The following is a 19,755-nucleotide window of genomic DNA, read 5'->3' on the forward strand; positions in this document are numbered from 1 at the left end:
TGTTTTTGCAACAACAAATCTATATTTCGCCGGTTTTTTAAGACAAAATAATTAGATCCAATGCGATACGACGCGCGTATAAGCGAAAATCGTTTTTTCACTCTGGCCTTTTATGTAGAATAGCAGGGCTAGAAGAACACACCAAAGGAGCCGTGAGTGCCAAAGCTTTCTGCAATAACTGATAACCCGCATGATAACAGATTTAATGAAAAAATCGGAGTTCTGGTAACCAACCTGGGGAGCCCCGACGCGCCAACTGCCCCTGCATTAAGAAATTACTTAAGAGAATTTTTGTCAGACCCTCGTATCGTCGAACTTCCCAGAGCGCTTTGGTGGTTAATTTTACATGGTGTCATCCTGAGGATCAGGCCAAGCCGTTCGGCGAAAGCCTACGCCAGTATTTGGACAGAGAATGGGTCACCGCTCGTTCAGATAACACAAGATCAATGTAATAAGCTTAGCGCGTTATTAAAACAACAAAACTACGAGCATGTCGAAGTGGTAATGGCCATGCGTTATGGTAATCCATCTATAAAAAGTGGTCTGGAAGCACTCCGAGAAAAAGGGATCACAAATATCGTTGTATTTCCTCTCTATCCACAGTATTCAAGCGCGACAACGGGGTCAACATTTGATGCAATCGCTAATGTACTCAAAACATGGCGTTGGGTCCCAAGCCTGAGTTTTATAAATGGATACCACAAACAGCAGAGTTACATTACGGCTTTAGCTAATTCGGTACAGGAGCATATTGACAAGCATGGATTACCTGAGAAGCTACTCTTTTCTTACCATGGCACACCGAAACGCTTTTTAGATAGTGGGGACCCGTATCATTGTTTTTGTCACCAGACCACGCGTCTGGTCTGTGAGCAGCTAAAGCTAGATAAAGACAGAATCATGACAACTTTCCAAAGCCGATTCGGACGTGAAGAGTGGCTCCAACCCTATACTGATGTCACATTGAAAGAACTGGCAACAAAAGGCGTTAAAGAAGTTGCTATCTTAAGTCCAGCTTTTAGTGCAGACTGTCTTGAGACACTCGAAGAGTTAGAAGAGGAAAACCGCGAATACTTTATGGAAGCCGGTGGAGAAACTTATCATTATATCCCAGCATTAAACGACAGAGATGATCATCTCAATGCATTGCTTGACGTACTAAAACCTTATTTAAGGTAAAGGAAAGGGGCCGTTGGTGGCCCCTGTTCGTTAATGTTGCTGTGACGACTTACTGATATACATGAGTTCGTCGTTAAACACTTGGCCAGAATTAAATTCTTGTAGCAACCTCAAGCATGCAGATAATGGCTGAGCAGGGCTATAGTAAAAACCCTGTATATGATGACAACCCAGTTGTTCCAGCATAGTCAACTGACTCTGAGACTCGACCCCTTCAGCGATAACTTTAATACCCAGCTCTTCAGCCAGGTTAAGCAAACAGCTGATCATCACCTTTTTGTTTCTGTCTGCCATCAGACTATCCACAAACGATTTATCTATTTTTAAGTAGTCGACCTGATTTTCTATCAGGTGGCTAAGAGAGGAGTAACCAGTACAGAAGTCATCAAGCGCAATTTTCACACCCTGCTCTCTTAATTTGGACAATAGCTCCCAGGTGTAACGATTTGTCGCCATAGACTCAGTGACTTCAAGCGTAACTTTTTCGAAAGGAACGTCAGCGTTGGAGATTGCCTCAGTGACCAGTTTGAACTGATCATTACTGGTCTTAAACTCATTAACCGAGCGGTTTATAGAAATACTGACATCGTCATATCCATGAAGATGTAACACTTTAAGGTCCTGGCAGGCTTTTTCCAAAACAAACTGGCCTATCATATGTATTAAACCGAATTCCTCCGCGATGGGAATGAAGGTACCGGGTGACACCATCCCCTGTTCGTCATCGAACCACCTTACCAGGGCTTCAAATTTGACGATTTTTCTGCGCTGTACATCGACTATAGGTTGATAGTAAACGGTCAGTAAATTTGCTTTCAATGCTGCTTTAAGTTTGTCCTTTAGCTTGATCTTGTTCAGATAAGCATTTTGGATGGCTGCATTATGTAAAGCAACATGTCCTCGATGAGTTTTCTTAGCACTTTCTAGTGCGTGTGCTGCATTGCGTATAAATTTAGCAGCGGTGATTCTGCCTCTGTTTTCTAGCTGTGCGATCCCGGTACTTGCACTGAGCTCAACGGTCAAATCGTTGAAAACGTATGGTTGTTTAATCTTGTCACTTAGCTTTTTAGCAACCTGCAGGGCACTTTTTACGTCTGTGTTGTCAAGTAAGATAGCGAATTCATCGCCGCCATACCGAGATATCGTATCATTCTCTCTGATCCCGTTCCTCAGTCTTTTTGCTACAGACACTAAGACTTTATCACCTATTTCCGGGCCATAAATATCGTTGACTTCTTTAAAGTGATCAAGACCAATAAACAATAGGGAACAGGGTGTATGCAGACTGCGGCTGGCAGATATCTTCTCTTCAACTATATCGATGAAGCAACGCCGATTCAGCAGTGCCGTCAGAGGCTCATGGTTTGCATAAAAGGTCAGCTGCGCCTCATTACGTTTCCATTCTGTAATATCACGGAAAATAGCAACATAATTGAGTATTTCGCCCTGCTCATCTTTTACCAGGCTAAGTGTTAACTCTTCCGGAAAGATTTGACCATTTTTTCGCCGGTTAAATATTTCACCTTTCCAGCAACCAGCACTCATCAAGCTGTTCCACATTTGATGATAAAAATCGTTACTATGCTGACCTGAAGACAGTACAGAAGGATCACGCCCCATCAATTCATGACCCGTATACCCTGTCAGGCGCTCAAAAGCCTTGTTCACCATGATGATTTTGTTTTCGCCATCGGTGATCATAATTGCTTCTGTAGCATGCTCGAACACGACATTGGTTAGTTCCAGCTGCTTATTCAAAGAGTAGATGTAAGTAACATCTTGCACCGTCGCACTGAATACACGTTCATCACGCTGCTCTTCACACTGCTCGACACGACCTATAATCCTGTATAGGCCTCTTAAGTTAGTGCGTTTTTTATGAGTGACGTTGACATCGATATAGTCCAAATGACCCGTCCGAAGCTTTTGGATAATGACTCTGAGCCGTTTTTGATCCGCATCGGTTAGACAATCGGTAAAGTCATCTAACGTCAGGGTTTCTTCTCTGTGTTGCAGCAAACGGCGCATTTCGTGACTAAACACATGCTTATCCCGGCTGATATTCCAAGTCCAGGAACTCAGTTTTGCAATACGTTCGCCTTTTGCCAATTGCTTGACCAGAATTTGCTGTGCCGCAATTTCTAGATTATGGTTAAGCTCCGCCCCTACAAGTAAGCTTAATTCTCTAAACCAATGGCGGTCGTCGTCACTAACCTCTACTTTTTCATCAAACAAACAGACCATAATACCGATCGGCTTATGGTCGAGCGCACGTAAAGTAACGCCCAGATAGCCATCGATATCGAATATTTTTAGGATTTCATCTTCCGCGTACATCTGCTGCAGATTACAGCTAATAGAGCACACTCCCTGGCTGGTTTTGGCATCGTTGCAGGGCGTTCCTTCAAGATCATAAATGATATCATTTGACCTTTTCCCATCTACAGAATAAGCGACCGTTTTAACACGCGTGTCGGCATCAATAAATTTGCCAATCAAGCAATGCGCCGGTTTGAATTTCTCATAGATCAAATCGAGCGCTAGTTCATAGCGCGCTTCGCTGCTGCACAAATTGTAAAAAGTACTGAATGAAAAAGTCATTTTTCGGCTAAGTTCTTATATTTTATTGTTTTCAATATCAACAGGTATTTTAATAAATTGCAATGATAGAATTAAAAGCAAGTCTTATTCTCGATACAGATCAATAAATCGAACTTTTTTCTGAGCATCGTCAATCCCTGTGCTTATCGTGATCAGATTAGAGTATCAACTATAACGTCTGACCAGCAATATGATATTATTCATATCACAACACAGAACGAGGTTCAAACACTCCTTTATAAAACAGTACAATGTTTATAACAGACGTGCGTTAAACCGCATGTTGTGCAACGTCATTGTTCGCTGCATCACTGTGGGCTTGTGCCTGGCATGTTTTGTTGCGGCCGTTACGTTTTGCCTGATAGAGTGCTTTGTCTGCCATCTCAAGCGTATCCTTTATGCTTTTGCGATTCATCGGCCAACTGGAAATACCAATTGACACTGTTACCGGCCTCTGAGTCGGCATGGGGTGCTCACTTATCGCAACGCGCAAACGCTCGGCAATACTATAAGCCCGCTTTTCATCTACAAATGGCATAAAAATCAGAAACTCTTCCCCTCCGCTTCGACAGACAAAGTCATGACATCTGGCATTTTTCTTCATGACTCCTGCAAGTGCACATAACACGTCGTCGCCGACAGCATGACCAAACTCGTCATTGATAGATTTAAAGTGGTCCACGTCTAAAGCTAGCACAGAGAACTGATATTGCATTGTTTTCACATTGTCCAGCCATAGCTGCATAGCAAAACGGTTGTTGAGCTTGGTTAGTGGGTCCATTTTTCTGTCTTGCTCCAGTTCTTTTATCTCCTGACCGAGCATCTCAGAGCTGTTGAGAATCGCAGATTTCAAGTTTTCAGCCTCGAAATACCACGCTGGCGTCTGATCAATACAGCGTAAGTTGCGGGGGCTCAAAGAACTAACGTTTTGCGCCAGCTGGGCAAGTGGCCTGGCTATTACAAAACCGGCTATTAATGTCACGCATAAGATTGCCAACGCGAATGGCAACGTTGAATAGAGGACGTTTTTATGTGTCAGATCCAATTCAGCCACTATACTGGTCAGCGCACGTTGACTCACAATTCCCCAACCAGTGCTGGATATAGGAGCAAAACCGGCCAGCATATTGATACCCTGACTGTTTAAGGTTTCTGTTGCGCCAGATTCACCTCTTAGTACCTTATTCACCGCTAGATTACCGACGACTCGCTCGCCAACTCGCTTATTATCTCTATGGTAAATGAGCCTTTTATCCTCGTCTATCACGTACACATATGAATGCTCCGATACATGATGAGTACCCAGTAGCTGGTTTAAGATGGTATCGCCTTGCAGGTAGATTCCTCCTGCGATAAACCCGAGATAAGTGCCGTCGGTGGCAAAAATCGGAAAGGTCGGACTGACCATAAGATTACCCGCTGGTGATATAAATGGGTCAAGAATATGGGGCGCCTGGAGCTCAATGGGCAATGCTAACGACGAGTCTAAGGTATGACCTGTTAGCTCAAGACTTGAAGGTTGGGCTGAGACCACTTTGCGCTTTGCATCTATGACCACCAAAGAATCAAAGCTATTGGTCTGAGCTAACAACCTTGCTAGCTCTGCATTTATCGCGTTACGATCTTCAAAGTGAATTGCAATGTGACCCGCGCTTACTCGCAACTGACTATTCAAGGACTGCAAGAACAGCTCGGTAACTTCTGCGAGCTTTTCAGCATAAGCCTGATTCGATGCCAAAGTATCTTTAATAAAAGCACGTTCATGCACACGATAGCTGGCCATTAGTGCACTAAAAACGGACAAAACAATCCCAGCACTTACTAGTAATAAGATAAGCTGCTTAAGGTCCAGCTTTCTACGTTCGGTTACCTTCACTACATCCTCCCTATCTCAAGCACGATCGTTGCGACCTGTACTATTGTAAAATATTGCAGGATGAAGAACTTATTCTGGGTCAAATTCTCTGTGCCTAATTCGTTTCCATGTACGATTTGTGGAACTTATGTGTTCAAGCAGATACAAATGAAATTATGAAAAGGATGAGAAAGGAATAAAAACACAGCACTTTATGATTGGGTAAAATAATAAAAAACGGAAATTACTATCACATCAGAACAATGTGATTTATAATATGTTCGATATTTAGCCAAGTCAGTTTTATCGAAATGAAAAAGAAAGCCAGAATGAATCCACTCGTTACACACTTTACTTTCGCGAGTATCGCGTTGGCAATGTTATGGATGTTCGTTCAGGATAAAGAGACCTTACTCGCAGGTAGCGCATTAGTGCTAGTTTATATTGCCTGTGCACTCGGATACCGCATGATTGCCGCTCGAGAAGCTTTTAGAAGCGCAAGTAAACACGCGAACAAAAAGCACTAAGGCAACCTAAATTCCTACCTTGGCCACTGATTAAATATGTGTAATTATCCACACACACTTAATTAACAGGGGCCATACAAATGTATCGTCTACTCTTACCGCTGTTATTTATTGGCGGTTGTGCATCCTTCTCCCCTCCATCACAGGAAAGCGCCTGCAAGGCACTTGTTTATGCGTATCCGGAAATACGCGATAATGGCACATCAGCACAATACGCTAATTTGTTTACTGACAGTGCCCGTTTTACAGTTGAGAAACTCAATATAGCACTGGACGGTAAAACAGAAATAGTCGAGCGCTTTGATAAAGCGCGTAGCAACACCAATACCATCCATATGATGACATCTTCGAGATTCTACCTGAACGATGACCAACTGGAAGCAGAATCACATTTCATCTTGTTACTAAAGAACAAAGCTCAGCCAGAAATAACAAAAGTCATCAACGGCCGCTACCTTGACCGCTTCAGCTATGACTCCGTGCGCTGTTTATTCAATAACCGCAATGTCGTTATCGACCGCATGGACGTGCTCTAACTTATCCGTATCTGCTACGTTTATGCCAACGTAGCATTTCTTTGTGGTCGCGGGTTACCACTTGACCTTGTGCTTCCATCTCTGTCACTTCGTTTGCCAATATTTCTTCTGCTGTCAGCTCAAGTTTAATCAACAAGGTTTCGAGTAATGCCTTTTCATCTTCTGTCATATGCGCTGTAAGCCTCTGCTCCCTCTTTCGTACATGCGCAGTGACTTCGTGGTAAATATTTTCACCGTCAGCGGTTAATACTACAGGTTTACTTTTACCTGTTACTTCCGTTGGCTGCACCAACCCAAGCTTCAATAAGGCATTCACCGCCCGCGTGACTGAATAAGGGTCTAGCCGAGATTGATAGCTTACTTCAGCAGCTGTGATTGGCCCATAGGACCCCACGTTGAGCAACACGCGCAACTCCCGAGTATTGAGCTCAGTCAAGGAACGAATAACCGGATCACGGTCTAGTGATAAAAGATTACTTACAACAGCAACCTGAAAAGGCACATGGGCAGCCAGATCAAGTGCGTCTTTTTTTGGGTTTGTTACTGCCAAAGCACGTTTTCTGTTAGCAATAGCAATTTTCATTTCATTGTCACTGGACAATTTGTACCTCTACACATATAGTTGTTGCATATGCAACATATAAACATTAACAGGAAAACAGTATGCCTTTAGTTAACCCATTGTCACAAGAACATGATCAGGAAGTCGCAGAATTAGCAAAGTTTTTTAATGAGACACTTGGTTTTTGCCCCAACAGTGTGCTGACCATGCAAATTCGACCAGCCATTGCCCGTGCCTTCATCAACCTGAACAAGGCAGTCATGGAAAACCATGGCCGGGTTACATCAGAACTTAAAAGACTGATAGGGTATATCACCAGTGCAAACACTGGGTGTCGATACTGCGAAGCACATACCATTCTTGCGGCACAACGTTACGGTGGTACTGACGAAAGATTGGATCAAATCTGGCAGTTTCGTGACAGCGAAGTCTATAGCGACGCAGAAAAAGCGGCGTTTGAATTTGCCCTGGCCGCATCCAGCGTGCCAAACGCCGTAGACGCCTCGATAGAAAGCGCCATGCAAGCGCACTGGGATGACGGGGAAATCGTTGAAATTCTTGGTGTGATCGCCCTGTTTGGCTATCTCAATCGCTGGAACGACTCTATGGCGACAACATTAGAGCCAGGCGCCATTGATGCGGGTGAAACGTTGCTGAATGAGCGCTGGGAAACAGGCAAACACGCATTATAAAGGTGTAATATCCAAGATAAGAACATCCTTCAACCGATGGGAAAGTAAACATCTGTGCTTTCCCATTTTTTAATTTCACCTGCCCTCTAAATTAGTCGAATATTTGGCTTGATCCAAATCAAAACGCACTATATATTAAAGTTTCAATAATTACTGAAACTTTAAAAATGCAGCTATCACCTAAAATCGAAAACTTCGTTCTCCATTGCGGAGAGATGGGAAGCCGCTGGGGCTTCAATCGCACCATTGGCCAAATGGTTGGCCTGCTGGTCATCAATGAGAAGCCTTTAACGGCCAATGAGATTGCTGAAGCACTCAAAATATCGCGGGGCAATGTCAGCATGGGGATCAAGGAGCTGCAATCATGGCAACTGGTTAAGGTCCACCATATTCCCGGTGACAGAAAAGAGTACTATTCGCCAAATGGCAGTATCTGGGACCTGGCAAACCGCGTTTTTGAAGAACGCCGTAAGCGTGAAATTGACCCCACCCTAACCTTGTTGCGCGATCAGATTCTCGACAGCGCGAATTCACCAGAAGAAAAATACGCGCAAGAGCAAATGCAATCTATCCACGACTTGCTGGAGACAGTGACCAAGTGGTCTGCCGAACTGCAACGCTTGACACCTGAGCAATTGCAATCCTTGATGAAGCTCGGCTCGTCGGTTAGCAAGGTGATTGATTTGAAGGACAAGCTACTCAGAAAATCTTAAAAGAGTGGCTTTTGAAAAGGATTTTTTCATTGTGCGCGGTTCGTGCCCGCGCGCTGATTCGTATCAGTCACCGTTTGCCTGACTCAGGCTCGACCAGGCTGATATAATATGCGAGGTGCGTCATGCTTGATACCCTACTGTTGTCGCGTATTCAATTTGCGGCAAATATAAGCTTTCATATTCTTTTTCCTACCATCACCATTGCTTTGGCCTGGTTTCTGGTGTTCTTCAAATTCCGTTATGACCAAACCGGCGAAGCGGTTTGGCTTCGGGCCTATCGTTTTTGGGTAAAAATATTTGCCCTCACTTTTGCGCTTGGCGTCGTCAGTGGTATCACCATGTCTTTTCAGTTTGGCACCAACTGGCCCGGATTTATGGAGCGCATTGGTAACATAGCAGGACCCTTACTTGGTTACGAAGTGCTCACCGCCTTTTTTATGGAAGCCACCTTTTTAGGCATTATGCTGTTTGGCATGAAACGTGTCAGTCCGCGCCTGCATACCTTTGCGACACTCATCGTTGCTATAGGCACTACTCTTTCGGCTTTTTGGATCTTGTCTTTAAACAGCTGGCTGCAAACCCCGACGGGTTACACCCTGGTAGATGGCGTGTTCTATCCCAAAGACTGGTTTGAGATCATCTTTAATCCGTCATTTGGTTATCGCTTTTTTCATATGTTGTTAGCAAGCGCCCTCACCGCATCTTTTCTGATGGCTGGAATAAGCGCGTATCGACTGCTTAAAGAGGATCATAAGCACGCCCCTAAACTAACCTTAAAAGTATCGCTGACGGTCGCAGCCCTGCTCGCTCCAATGCAGATGTTTGTCGGCGATCTGCACGGCCTGAACACCTTTGAGCACCAACCACAAAAAGTAGCCGCAATGGAAGGTGTCTGGGAAACCGAACAAGGTGCGCCTTTGTTGCTCTTTGCCTTGCCGGATGAGCAAACCAGAACTAATCACTTTGAAGTCGCTATTCCTAAGTTGGCTAGTCTGATCCTCACGCACGATAAAGATGGCGAAATCAAAGGGCTAAATGAGTTCAAAGGAGAGCACCCTCCTGTTAAACCTGTGTTTTTCGGCTTTCGGATCATGGTAGGGATAGGCGTTCTGATGATACTCGTCGCCTTAGTGGCCCGTTATACCTTATGGAAGCACTCAACTCTACCAACCTGGCAGCTGAAAGCTTTAGTAGTCATGACATTTTCAGGATGGATTGCCACGCTGGCTGGCTGGTATGTCACTGAAATTGGTCGCCAGCCATTTATGGTCAATGGTCTGGTTAAAATTGAGGAGCTGGTTACGACCGTTCCCAGCGAACATGTGTTACTAACATTGATTGGTTACCTGGCTTTATATGCAGTTTTACTGACGGCTTACATAAAAACTTTGTTTTACACCGCGCGCAATGCCGTTCAAGTTGAAGAGTATCAGACAACACCTGTTCAGGGAGGCCAATATGTTTAGCGCTGAATATCTTGCTTTGCTTTATAGTGCGCTGATGGCACTGGCGATTATCGTTTACGCTGTACTGGACGGCTATGACCTGGGGGTCGGTATTTTGTTACCGGGTAACAATAAACCCGCAGCGGATACCATGATAGCGTCAATTGGTCCTTTCTGGGATGCCAATGAAACCTGGCTGGTGCTGGCTGTAGGCCTTGCATTAATCGCGTTTCCTACCGCCCACTCGATTATCTTGCAGGCCCTCTATTTGCCCATTGCGTTTATGTTGCTGGGATTAATTTTAAGAGGGGTCGCTTTTGATTTTCGTGCCAAAGCAAAAACTCGTTACCGGCAAACCTGGGATCGCTGTTTCAAACTGGGTAGCCTGATCACCGCCTTTACGCAGGGGTATATGCTGGGCCTGTATGTGATGTCTTTTGAACACAGCCTGGCGAGTCACCTATTCGCGGCACTCAGCGGCGTCGGTGTAATTGCCGCTTACACCTTAATAGGGGCAGGCTGGTTGATCATGAAGTGTGAAGGTGAGATACAAAACTCTGCTATTCGCTGGTGTCGCCTGAGTAACCTCATTGCTTTGCTGGGCGTGTTGGCCGTCTCCATGGTTAACCCGCTGATTAACGCCTACGTTCAGACACGTTGGTTTGGTACCGAGATTAGCCTGCTAATGCTGCCACTGCCATTGATCTGCATGGTACTCTTTATCATACAGGACAGAGTGCTGGTAAAACTAAACCAAAATCCAAGCTATGGTTGCTGGTTACCTTTTGCCATCACAGTGATGATTTTTTTACTGTGTTTCTTTGGTCTGGTTTATAGCTTCTTTCCATATGTTGTGCCAGGTACGCTCACCATATTCGACGCGCTAGCTGATCCGTCTGCCCTCACCTTTATGCTTTACGGCGTGGTGCTGGTAGTGCCGGCAATCATTGGCTACACCTTATTTTCTTATCGGGTTTTCTGGGGCAAAACACAAGACCTGAGCTACTACTGATTTTCACTTGCATTAGCCCAACCAAAAAGGCAGCCCGCACGCTGCCTTTTTTATTGTTGTATTTTATCTGAACGACTAGATTTTCGGATAGCCAATACGATCAGATAAATAACCTACACTGGTTGCGAAATAGTAGCTTCGGTTCCAGTTCATCAGCGCTTTATAGTTGTTATAAGCCAGATACATACGACCGTTCATGTCATCGGGCATAACTAAAGCGGCGCTAATATTTACCTTAGGTAAGTCAGTGCCATCTGCACGTCTTACACCCAGGCTTTGCCACTCTTCGAGTGAGCGCTCAGAATCGCGCCAGAACTCCAGCCATTGCTTATGGTTTTTTGAACCACGCTTAAGCACATACTGGCTCGGGAAGTCCTCTGGCAGTTTTACCTGACGACCCCAGGTCAGATTGTCATTCCAGCCCACGCTTTTAAGGTAGTTTGCTATCGACGCCAATGCATCTTCTTTGCTGGTCCAGATATCCTTTTTACCGTCATTGTTGTAATCAACGGCATAAGAGTTGAATGAGGTTGGCATGAATTGAGACTGGCCCATGGCGCCAGCCCAGGAACCTTTGAAGTTGTCGATATTGACGTGACCATCTTTCAGAATATCCAATGCAGCCCATAACTGACGCTTGTAAAGGGCTTCACGACGACCATCAAAGGCCAAAGTAACGAGTGAGCTGATCACAGGGTAGCCGCCCTGTACGCGACCAAAGCTACTTTCGAGCCCCCATAAGGCAACGATAAAGCGGCCCTGCACGCCGAAGTCTTTGCTTATTTTATCCAGCAACTCTTTGTTTTCTTTATAGAGCTTTCTTGCACGCTGTACTTTCCAGTCTGGTACACGCTTAGGTAAATATGTTTCCAGCGTCTCTACTATTTCTGGCTGGTTCTTGTCCTGTTTAATTACTTTCTTTTTAAACTTAACTGTGCTGAATGCCCTGTCAATCAAAGCTTGTTCATAGCCTCTTTCGAGAGCCTCAGCTTTTAGCACTTCTACGTAACTATCGAAGCGCGCCTGGTCATCCGCTTTCACGGTTTGCGACGCCAGACATAAAGATACTAATAATGCGGATAGTGTTTTAGTCACTTTTTACTCCGTTTTGTCTTTTTAATTCGTCCAGAAGATTTTCTTGTGGAGGTGGCAGCTGCAAATAAAACCCATCATCAATTAATTTTTGCTTAACGTTACTTAAATCAGCAACCCCAAGTTTTGTGCGTTTTGCTAAATCCACAATGATTACGAATATAGGCGTGCCAAAAGTCGCCATTAAAGGGTCAGGGACTTTGCTAAAATCGTCTCGTTTTTCAATAAAAAGATAAGTATCGGCTTTTTTACTACTTTTATATACTGCGGCTAGCATTATAACCCTATAAAATCTTGCTAATCTTAGAGCAGCACTATACCATGACCTATATACTATTTGGAAAGTTTTGCGACTCTCAAACGTACAGAGTACGGGGTCAGAACAATATTAATCAGAGTTCGCACTGGTATTGAGCGCTTATGTCTACACAGTCTTTTGAATTGAAGGGAAACTTGTTTACACTCTCAGTTTTACATCTCTTCGACGCCGACCTTGGCAATGTAAAACAACAACTGAGCGATAAGATTTCCCAGGCTCCTAAGTTTTTTAAAGGAGCACCTATCGTCATCAATCTCGCCGACGTCCAGGAACAGAGTATTGTCCTCAGCGATTTAAAACGCATTCTTGCAGAGCTGGCACTGAATCCGGTTGGTATTTGTAATGGTACAGAACAGCACAATGCTGAGGCGAAAGAAATAGGCCTCTCCGTACTTAACTATACTAAAGACGTAAAGCCGGTAACGCAGGAAAGTCCTGACACGCAAGTGGTGGAAAAAGAAGTTTATCTCGGCGCTCAGGTTATTAACAGTACAGTACGCTCTGGGCAACAAATTTATGCAAAGGATCGAGACCTCATTGTACTGGGGGCTGTGAGTCATGGAGCTGAGGTCATTGCCGATGGCAATATTCACATCTATGGCACGCTTAGAGGACGTGCTATCGCTGGTGCGCAAGGGAATCATGAGGCAAGCATTTACTGCCAAAAACTCGAAGCAGAACTTGTTTCGGTGGGCGGCAGTTATTGGATCAGTGACTCTTTACAAGGAGAACACTGGGGCAAAGCCTGTCAGATTTCACAAAATAACGAATCATTAGAATTAACAGCATTGGTCAAAGGATAATTCAGATGGCAAAGATTATTGTCGTAACTTCAGGTAAAGGTGGTGTAGGTAAAACCACATCAAGTGCAGCGATCGGCACAGGTCTGGCACTTAAAGGATACAAAACAGCCATTATCGACTTTGATATTGGCCTGCGTAACCTAGATCTCATCATGGGCTGCGAACGCCGTGTGGTCTATGATTTTGTCAACGTCATTAACGGTGAAGCCAATCTGAATCAGGCACTGATAAAAGATAAGCGTGTTGAAAAGCTTTATATTTTGCCGGCTTCACAAACTCGCGACAAAGATGCCCTGACTAAAGAGGGCGTTGAACGCGTACTGAAAGAAATGTCGGAAGACTTTGATTTCATCATCTGCGATTCACCAGCGGGCATCGAGGCCGGTGCAATGATGGCCTTGTACTTTGCTGACGAAGCGATTGTCACTACTAACCCGGAAGTATCTTCTGTACGTGACTCTGACCGCATTTTAGGCATTTTACAAAGCAAGTCAAAGCGTGCAGAAGATGGCCTGGAGCCGGTTAAAGAGCACCTGTTGCTTACCCGCTATAACCCGGAGCGCGTCGAAAGCGGCGACATGCTATCGGTCGAAGATGTCCAGGAAATTCTGGCCATTGATTTACTCGGCGTCATCCCTGAGTCTAAAGCGGTATTAAATGCGTCTAACTCAGGACAACCCGTTATTCTGGATACAGAGTCGGATGCAGGTCAGGCATACAGCGATGCCATCAATCGTTTGTTGGGTGAAATCGTCGACTTCAGATTTTTGAATGTTGAAAAGAAAGGACTGCTAAAGCGGATTTTTGGAGGTTAATGTGTCTTTACTTGATTATTTTCGATCCGAGAAAAAGTCCAGCGCATCGCTGGCTAAAGAGCGGCTACAAATAATCGTTGCCCATGAACGCTCCAAGCGTGGCACCCCCGATTATCTGCCTCAGTTGAAGCAGGACATACTGGAAGTGATCCGTAAGTATGTCAAGGTAGACTCTGACGCAGTCAATGTGCAGTTTGAGCAAAATGAAGATGATTTAGCGGTACTGGAACTCAACGTAACGCTTCCGGATGATGAGCAAAAATAAAACAACAATAAAAAAGCCGCACACTGTGCGGCTTTTTCATCTTCGCGTTAGGCAATATGCCACTTCGACAGCGCGTCTTTAAGTATCTCGTGACGCCAACCCTGAAATAGATCAGGCTTCAGGAAGGTCTCTCTCTGCTGTTCATCCAACTTCCAGTTCCAGCCTATTACCTGATTGATCTGCTTTTTCGATGCAAACACATCCGCCGGAATATCATGTTCCCTCGCCACTTCTGCGATTGCCTGTTTTATTTCTTTCGCAGCCCCTTTGTAACCAGGGTAGTCAATCAGCCGCTGCACGCGTGCAGGTAGCTCTGATTCTACTACCGCTTTACCCGTTTCAATACAGGCGAGAATTTCTTTACCTGAGCGATTCACTTCCATTGGCTCAACACCCGGCACATTTCGCAAGCTATTTAAAGAGCTGGGTCTGCGTTTTGCTATTTCGACCATATTATGTTCTTTTAGCACAAAGTTTAGGGCCAAATTCTTCTTCTCTGCTTTATTCTGTCGCCAACTGGCCAGTGTTCTTAAGATGGCTAGGTCGCGTGGCTTGAGCTGCCAGACATTTTTGATACTCAGGTAAAGGTAGTGATCCGGCGTTCTGAACGCCCGCTTTTGGGCGATCAGCTGCGATTCACACATCACTATGTCGGATAACCCTTTTTCGGCAATCTTTTTGCTAATGGTCTGATAACATGGCAAGAGGTAAAATACGTCTGCTGCGGCATACTCCAGCTGACTTGCCTGCAATGGACGCTTTAGCCAGTCCGTTCTGGACATGCTCTTATCAAGCTCGATATCGAGCATCGACTTGACCATATTGGCAAACCCCACACAATTACCCTCTCCGAGCAATTGCAGCGCAAATTGCGTGTCAAACAGAGGTGTTGGCACAAAGCCCGCGAACTTTTGAAATACTTCAATATCTTCAGAGGGTGAATGCAATACCTTAACAACCTGCTCATCGCGAAGTAAACGCCATAAACCTGAAAAATCTAGCTCACTCAGCGGGTCTATCAGCGCCAGATGCTCGCCATCGTAGACTTGAATCAAGGCAATCTCAGGATACAAAGTTCTGCGACGCATAAATTCAGTGTCTATAGCCAACACCTGACTATCTGACAGGTTTGCTATAAAGGCATCGAGCTCTGCTTGCTGCTGGATAAATTGATACTGCACATTTACTCCCTATAAAAAACCGGCTTTCGCCGGTTTCATTTTACTTTAATGCCCTACGCAATATTTTGCCGACATTGGTCTTTGGTAATTCATCTCTGAATTCGACCAATTTAGGGACTTTATAATTGGTTAGCTCATCGCGACAATGCTTTATTATATCTTTTTCTGTCAAAGATGGATCCTTTCGCACGACAAAAACTTTAACCTGTTCACCACTGACCTCATGTGGTACGCCAACAGCGGCTACTTCCAGTACGCCATCGTGCATCGCGACAACTTCTTCGATTTCGTTCGGGAACACGTTAAACCCTGACACTAAGATCATGTCTTTTTTACGGTCGACGATATAGAAGAAGCCCTCCTCATCATAAATTGCAATGTCACCCGTTGCGAACCAGCCGTCTTTCAGACATTCAGCGGTAGCATCAGGGCGGTTATAGTAGCCAGCCATGACTTGGGGACCTTTGACGCACAGCTCGCCTGGCTCTCCTAATGGCACTTCCTCTCCACTATCATTGATCACTTTAAGTTCAGTACTTGGGGCTGGTAAACCGATTGAACCATTGTATCCATCAAGATCCCATGGACAAATCGTCACTAAAGGCGCGCACTCTGTCAGCCCGTAACCTTCCATTAGCTTACTCTTAGTCACTGTCTGCCATCGCTCCGCAACAGGACGCTGCACTGCCATACCACCGCCCAGAGACATCTTCAAAGTAGAGAAATCAAGATCTGCAAACCCTGGGGTATTCAATAAACCATTAAATAAGGTGTTAACACCTGTGATGGCTGTAAATGGATACTTAGCCAGCTCTTTGACAAAACCTGGCATATCGCGAGGGTTGGTGATCAGGATATTGTGGCCACCATACTTCATAAAGGTGAGGCAGTTAGCTGTCAATGCAAAAATATGATAAAGCGGTAATGCTGTAATAACGACTTCACGTCCTTTATCGAGTACTTTATCTAGGCACCCAGATACCTGTTCCAGGTTTGCAACCATATTTCCATGGGTCAGCATAGCCCCTTTAGAAACCCCGGTTGTCCCCCCCGTGTACTGAAGAAATGCAAGGTCATTCAGAGTGATATCCGGTACCTTATACAGGCCAGGATCAGCACTGATAGCGTGTGCAAAAGGTAAAGCATTAGGAAGTGTATAGTCTGGGACCATTTTCTTAAGCTTTTTGACCACAAAGTTGACTAAATGCTTTTTGAATCCACCCAGCATATCCCCAATTTGGGTTACAACAATATGCTTTACACCCGTTGTAGGCAGTGCCTTTTCGAGTGTATGGGCAAAGTTAGCCAGTATGAATATTGCTTTCGCTTCAGAATCATTTAGCTGATGTTCAAGCTCGCGTACGGTATACAGTGGATTAACGTTTACCACGGTACAACCGGCTCGCAGCACGCCCAGAATTGTTACAGGTGTCTGTAACAGGTTTGGCATCATCACCGCTACTTTATCCCCTTTGCCTAGCTTGAGGGTATTTTGAATGTAACTGGCTACGGCCTTAGTCGCTTCATCAACTTGTTGGTAAGTCATTGTTTTGCCCATGTTACTATAGGCTGGTAACTGGCCAAACTCTTTAAAACTGTTGTCGAATAATTCTAGCAGCGAGTTGTAGTGTTCTGGGTCGATTGTTTCGGGCATCCCTTCGGGGTAGCGCTTTAACCAGATTTTTTCCACTCTTAGCTCCTGTGTTCTCGTTATTTTTTATATTGAACCTACCTTAATATAATTAAGGTACATAAACAATTGAGTAAATACTCTAAAGCTGGGATAGTCCCACATTTGGCATAAATATACAATCAGGAAAGGTTCAGATGTTTAATATGCGTTAAGGTCTTTTCTAACACCTGATCCGCGCTTTCCATATGACAATGATGCCCACCACCGACTTCAACACATCTAAACCTTTTAAAACATTCGGAAAATTGTGCCAAACTATGCTTCATCTGTGCAAACCCAGACGTCCCCATTATAGCTAATGTTGGGGTTTCAATGTCTTGCAGTAAACTAAGCGCCTGAGCACGCGAAAACCGTGTTGTCGAAGGGAGTTTCAGTTTCGGGTCAGTTGTTAACCAGGCCCCCTTCTCGCTCAGTTCAATATTTCGCTCCATTAATATAGCAGCAATTTCCTCGTTGAAATCGCTGACTTTAACCCGAGCTTTAATTATCGCCTGCTTATCTGCAAACAGTCGTCTGGTTGAATTATCTTTTTCATCGAATACTTCGCGCGCCGTAAAAGCTTGCAGCAACTGTTGTCTGGCGTTTTTATCGCTTTGGTAAAGAAGCCCTATACCGTCTATCAATGTCAGGGAACCCACTTTTTCCCTGTATAGGCTGGTAAACAACCCACCAACCAATGCTCCCATCGAATGTCCGACGATATCACAGCGTTCTAGTTCCATATAACGAAAAAAACTCAAGATATCATAAACATATTCAACAAAGTAATAATGAGCATCGGAGCTTCGCCAGTTTGACTGGCCATGCCCTGGAAAATCTAAGGCTATAAATCTGAATTCTTCAAGCTGTTCACTTGATAGCTTTGATAACATTGGCAAAAAACTGTTACTGTTATCCTGCCAACCATGTAACATCAACACCGTCCGCTTCCCCTTACCCAACTCCTGGTAAGCGTACCCGGCAACCTTTCCTTGTTTTATCTTATTTTTATTAGCAATCAACATAAATTCATATTCTTATTGAGCGGTTTACATTAATATTCTACGCATTCTAGCTCGCGTTCAAAGCATTAATCACCCATCAGCAGTGAGTGTTTTTGCACCAAGGCGAGCACACACACGGGAAATTAAGGACCACCAATGATACGAAAAATTAGTGCCATAGCGTTAGCACTGGGCTGTACCTTACCTAATACTGCCCTCGCGGCACCAAAGAACATCATTTACATGATTGGAGATGGTATGGGCCCGGCTTTTACTACTGCCTACCGCTACATGCAAGACAATCACGAAACGAAAGTTGTTGAACCGACCGTATTTGATTCTATTTTGGTTGGGATGGCTCACACGTATCCTGATGATGATACTGTCGTCACAGATAGTGCGGCGGGCGCAACGGCGCTCAGTACCGCGTCAAAAAGTTATAATGGCGCTATTGCAGTCGACACACATAAACACTCGCTGAAGACCATGCTCGAAATGGCAAAAGAGCAAGGAATGACAACCGCATTGGTTGCAACTTCACAGATTAACCATGCTACACCAGCAAGTTTCGCAGCGCACAACGAATCGCGCCGCAACTATGACGAAATTGCCGATGATTACATCGACAACAAGATTGCAGGCAAGCTTCCTGTCGATTTGATGCTGGGTGGAGGTACAAAATACTTCATCCGTGAAGACAGAAATCTGGTTAACGAATTTAAGCAGGCGGGTTATCAATACACAGACGCTTTTAGCAATTTAAACGCACTAAACCGATTACCAGCCTTAGGCCTGTTCGCAGACGTTGCCTTTCCTCATGCCATAGATAGTGATCAGCCAAACCGGCTTTCCGCTATGACCGATAAAACGCTTTCATTGTTGCACAAACACAATGAAAAAGGCTTTTTTGTCATGATTGAGGGCAGTCAAATTGACTGGTGTGGCCATGCAAATGACATAGCCTGTGCAATGAAAGAGATGGATGATTTCGCTGGAGCGATCTCTCTTGCGAAGGCATATGTGGACGCTAATCCAGATACCTTATTGGTTGTCACTGCAGACCACTCAACCGGGGGACTAACCCTTGGAAGTAATGGCGTATATGAATGGAAGACAGACGTTGTTGCGAAGGTAACAGCCTCTGTTAAAGAAATAACCAACTCCCTGTACGACATGAAGCCCGAGCAAATGCAGCAAGCCTGGATTGAATTAACAGGCCTACCTTTTGATGCAGAAACTAAAAAGCATCTTACAAGTGCGCAAAAGGAGTCAAAAGAAGCGCTTTACAAGGCAGCTAATAAGCTGATCAATGATGCAAGCTTTACGGGATGGACCACCAAAGGACATACCGCCATTGATGTGCAAATTTTTGCCTACGGAGAAGGTCGAGATGCCTTTATTGGCTCTTTAAACAATACCCAAATCGCAGATAAGCTCATCTCCTATATAGCCAAGTAACCCGTCATGTATAATGGGCCTGAA

Annotated in this window: 19 protein-coding genes; 11 read left to right on the top strand and 8 right to left on the bottom strand. The window is 44.6% G+C overall.

Features of this window, described 5'->3' with window-relative positions:
* The first annotated feature begins 156 nt into the window (after positions 1 to 156).
* Positions 157 to 1,179: a ferrochelatase gene (gene hemH / locus CWB98_RS01930; protein WP_138543295.1), complete on the top strand. Its 1,023-nt coding sequence runs from the start codon at positions 157 to 159 to the stop codon at positions 1,177 to 1,179.
* Positions 1,180 to 1,209: 30 nt separating this feature from the next.
* Here the strand turns inward: hemH and CWB98_RS01935 are convergent, their stop codons facing one another.
* Positions 1,210 to 3,780 carry a putative bifunctional diguanylate cyclase/phosphodiesterase gene (locus CWB98_RS01935; protein ID WP_138543296.1) on the bottom strand — a complete coding sequence of 857 codons (2,571 nt, stop codon included), beginning with the start codon at positions 3,778 to 3,780 and terminating at the stop codon, positions 1,210 to 1,212.
* 271 nt (positions 3,781 to 4,051) lie between these two features.
* On the bottom strand, positions 4,052 to 5,656 hold the full coding sequence (locus CWB98_RS01940) for a sensor domain-containing diguanylate cyclase (protein ID WP_138543297.1): 1,605 nt from the start codon (positions 5,654 to 5,656) through the stop codon (positions 4,052 to 4,054).
* A gap of 308 nt (positions 5,657 to 5,964) precedes the next feature.
* Between CWB98_RS01940 and CWB98_RS01945 the strand changes: the two genes are divergently transcribed.
* Both CWB98_RS01945 and CWB98_RS01950 read left to right on the top strand, forming a co-directional pair.
* On the top strand, positions 5,965 to 6,162 hold the full coding sequence (locus tag CWB98_RS01945) for a hypothetical protein (RefSeq protein WP_171045561.1): 198 nt from the start codon (positions 5,965 to 5,967) through the stop codon (positions 6,160 to 6,162).
* 80 nt (positions 6,163 to 6,242) lie between these two features.
* Positions 6,243 to 6,698: a nuclear transport factor 2 family protein gene (locus CWB98_RS01950; RefSeq protein WP_138543299.1), complete on the top strand. Its 456-nt coding sequence runs from the start codon at positions 6,243 to 6,245 to the stop codon at positions 6,696 to 6,698.
* A gap of 1 nt (position 6,699) precedes the next feature.
* On the opposite strand, the gene CWB98_RS01955 is transcribed toward CWB98_RS01950, so the two are convergent.
* Positions 6,700 to 7,281, bottom strand: a complete 582-nt coding sequence (locus tag CWB98_RS01955; protein ID WP_249364577.1) for a MarR family winged helix-turn-helix transcriptional regulator — start codon at positions 7,279 to 7,281, stop codon at positions 6,700 to 6,702.
* Between the two features lie 80 nt (positions 7,282 to 7,361).
* Between CWB98_RS01955 and CWB98_RS01960 the strand changes: the two genes are divergently transcribed.
* The 4 genes from CWB98_RS01960 to CWB98_RS01975 all read left to right on the top strand — a co-directional run bounded on the left by CWB98_RS01960 (position 7,362) and on the right by CWB98_RS01975 (position 11,122).
* Positions 7,362 to 7,952, top strand: a complete 591-nt coding sequence (locus tag CWB98_RS01960) for a carboxymuconolactone decarboxylase family protein (protein WP_138543301.1) — start codon at positions 7,362 to 7,364, stop codon at positions 7,950 to 7,952.
* Positions 7,953 to 8,119: 167 nt separating this feature from the next.
* On the top strand, positions 8,120 to 8,665 hold the full coding sequence (locus CWB98_RS01965) for a GbsR/MarR family transcriptional regulator (RefSeq protein ID WP_046005214.1): 546 nt from the start codon (positions 8,120 to 8,122) through the stop codon (positions 8,663 to 8,665).
* A gap of 122 nt (positions 8,666 to 8,787) precedes the next feature.
* A complete protein-coding gene (locus CWB98_RS01970; RefSeq protein WP_138543302.1) occupies positions 8,788 to 10,131 on the top strand; it encodes a cytochrome ubiquinol oxidase subunit I in 1,344 nt (447 codons plus the stop codon).
* Positions 10,124 to 11,122: a cytochrome d ubiquinol oxidase subunit II gene (locus CWB98_RS01975; RefSeq protein WP_138543303.1), complete on the top strand. Its 999-nt coding sequence runs from the start codon at positions 10,124 to 10,126 to the stop codon at positions 11,120 to 11,122. Before CWB98_RS01970 ends, CWB98_RS01975 begins: the two co-directional genes overlap by 8 nt.
* Before the next feature lie 75 nt (positions 11,123 to 11,197).
* On the opposite strand, the gene CWB98_RS01980 is transcribed toward CWB98_RS01975, so the two are convergent.
* Positions 11,198 to 12,217 carry a lytic murein transglycosylase gene (locus CWB98_RS01980; RefSeq protein WP_138543304.1) on the bottom strand — a complete coding sequence of 340 codons (1,020 nt, stop codon included), beginning with the start codon at positions 12,215 to 12,217 and terminating at the stop codon, positions 11,198 to 11,200.
* Positions 12,210 to 12,491, bottom strand: coding sequence for a YcgL domain-containing protein (locus CWB98_RS01985; RefSeq protein WP_054016620.1), 282 nt, complete (start codon positions 12,489 to 12,491; stop codon positions 12,210 to 12,212). The genes CWB98_RS01980 and CWB98_RS01985 overlap by 8 nt, the downstream gene beginning before the upstream one ends.
* Positions 12,492 to 12,634: 143 nt before the next feature.
* Between CWB98_RS01985 and minC the strand changes: the two genes are divergently transcribed.
* Genes minC through minE form a run of 3 tightly spaced genes read left to right on the top strand, consistent with a single transcriptional unit; the run spans position 12,635 to position 14,416 of the window.
* Complete coding sequence (gene minC, locus CWB98_RS01990) at positions 12,635 to 13,336, top strand: septum site-determining protein MinC (protein ID WP_138543305.1); 702 nt, start codon at positions 12,635 to 12,637, stop codon at positions 13,334 to 13,336.
* A 5-nt stretch (positions 13,337 to 13,341) separates the two neighbouring features.
* Complete coding sequence (gene minD, locus CWB98_RS01995) at positions 13,342 to 14,151, top strand: septum site-determining protein MinD (protein ID WP_054016622.1); 810 nt, start codon at positions 13,342 to 13,344, stop codon at positions 14,149 to 14,151.
* Between the two features lies 1 nt (position 14,152).
* Entirely contained in the window at positions 14,153 to 14,416 is a 264-nt protein-coding gene (gene minE, locus CWB98_RS02000; RefSeq protein ID WP_010381216.1) for a cell division topological specificity factor MinE, read from the top strand.
* Positions 14,417 to 14,463: 47 nt separating this feature from the next.
* Here minE and rnd read toward each other — a convergent pair whose 3' ends face one another.
* From rnd to CWB98_RS02015, 3 genes are all read right to left on the bottom strand, one after another.
* Entirely contained in the window at positions 14,464 to 15,597 is a 1,134-nt protein-coding gene (gene rnd, locus CWB98_RS02005; RefSeq protein ID WP_138543306.1) for a ribonuclease D, read from the bottom strand.
* Between the two features lie 40 nt (positions 15,598 to 15,637).
* A complete protein-coding gene (fadD, locus tag CWB98_RS02010) occupies positions 15,638 to 17,287 on the bottom strand; it encodes a long-chain-fatty-acid--CoA ligase FadD (protein WP_138543307.1) in 1,650 nt (549 codons plus the stop codon).
* 122 nt (positions 17,288 to 17,409) lie between these two features.
* Positions 17,410 to 18,294: an alpha/beta fold hydrolase gene (locus CWB98_RS02015; protein WP_138543308.1), complete on the bottom strand. Its 885-nt coding sequence runs from the start codon at positions 18,292 to 18,294 to the stop codon at positions 17,410 to 17,412.
* 135 nt (positions 18,295 to 18,429) lie between these two features.
* Here CWB98_RS02015 and CWB98_RS02020 point away from each other — a divergent pair, with 135 nt between their 5' ends.
* Complete coding sequence (locus CWB98_RS02020; RefSeq protein WP_138543309.1) at positions 18,430 to 19,731, top strand: alkaline phosphatase; 1,302 nt, start codon at positions 18,430 to 18,432, stop codon at positions 19,729 to 19,731.
* The last annotated feature ends 24 nt before the right edge of the window (positions 19,732 to 19,755 follow it).

This window comes from Pseudoalteromonas rubra (genome assembly GCF_005887115.1).
Lineage (GTDB): Bacteria > Pseudomonadota > Gammaproteobacteria > Enterobacterales > Alteromonadaceae > Pseudoalteromonas > Pseudoalteromonas rubra_F.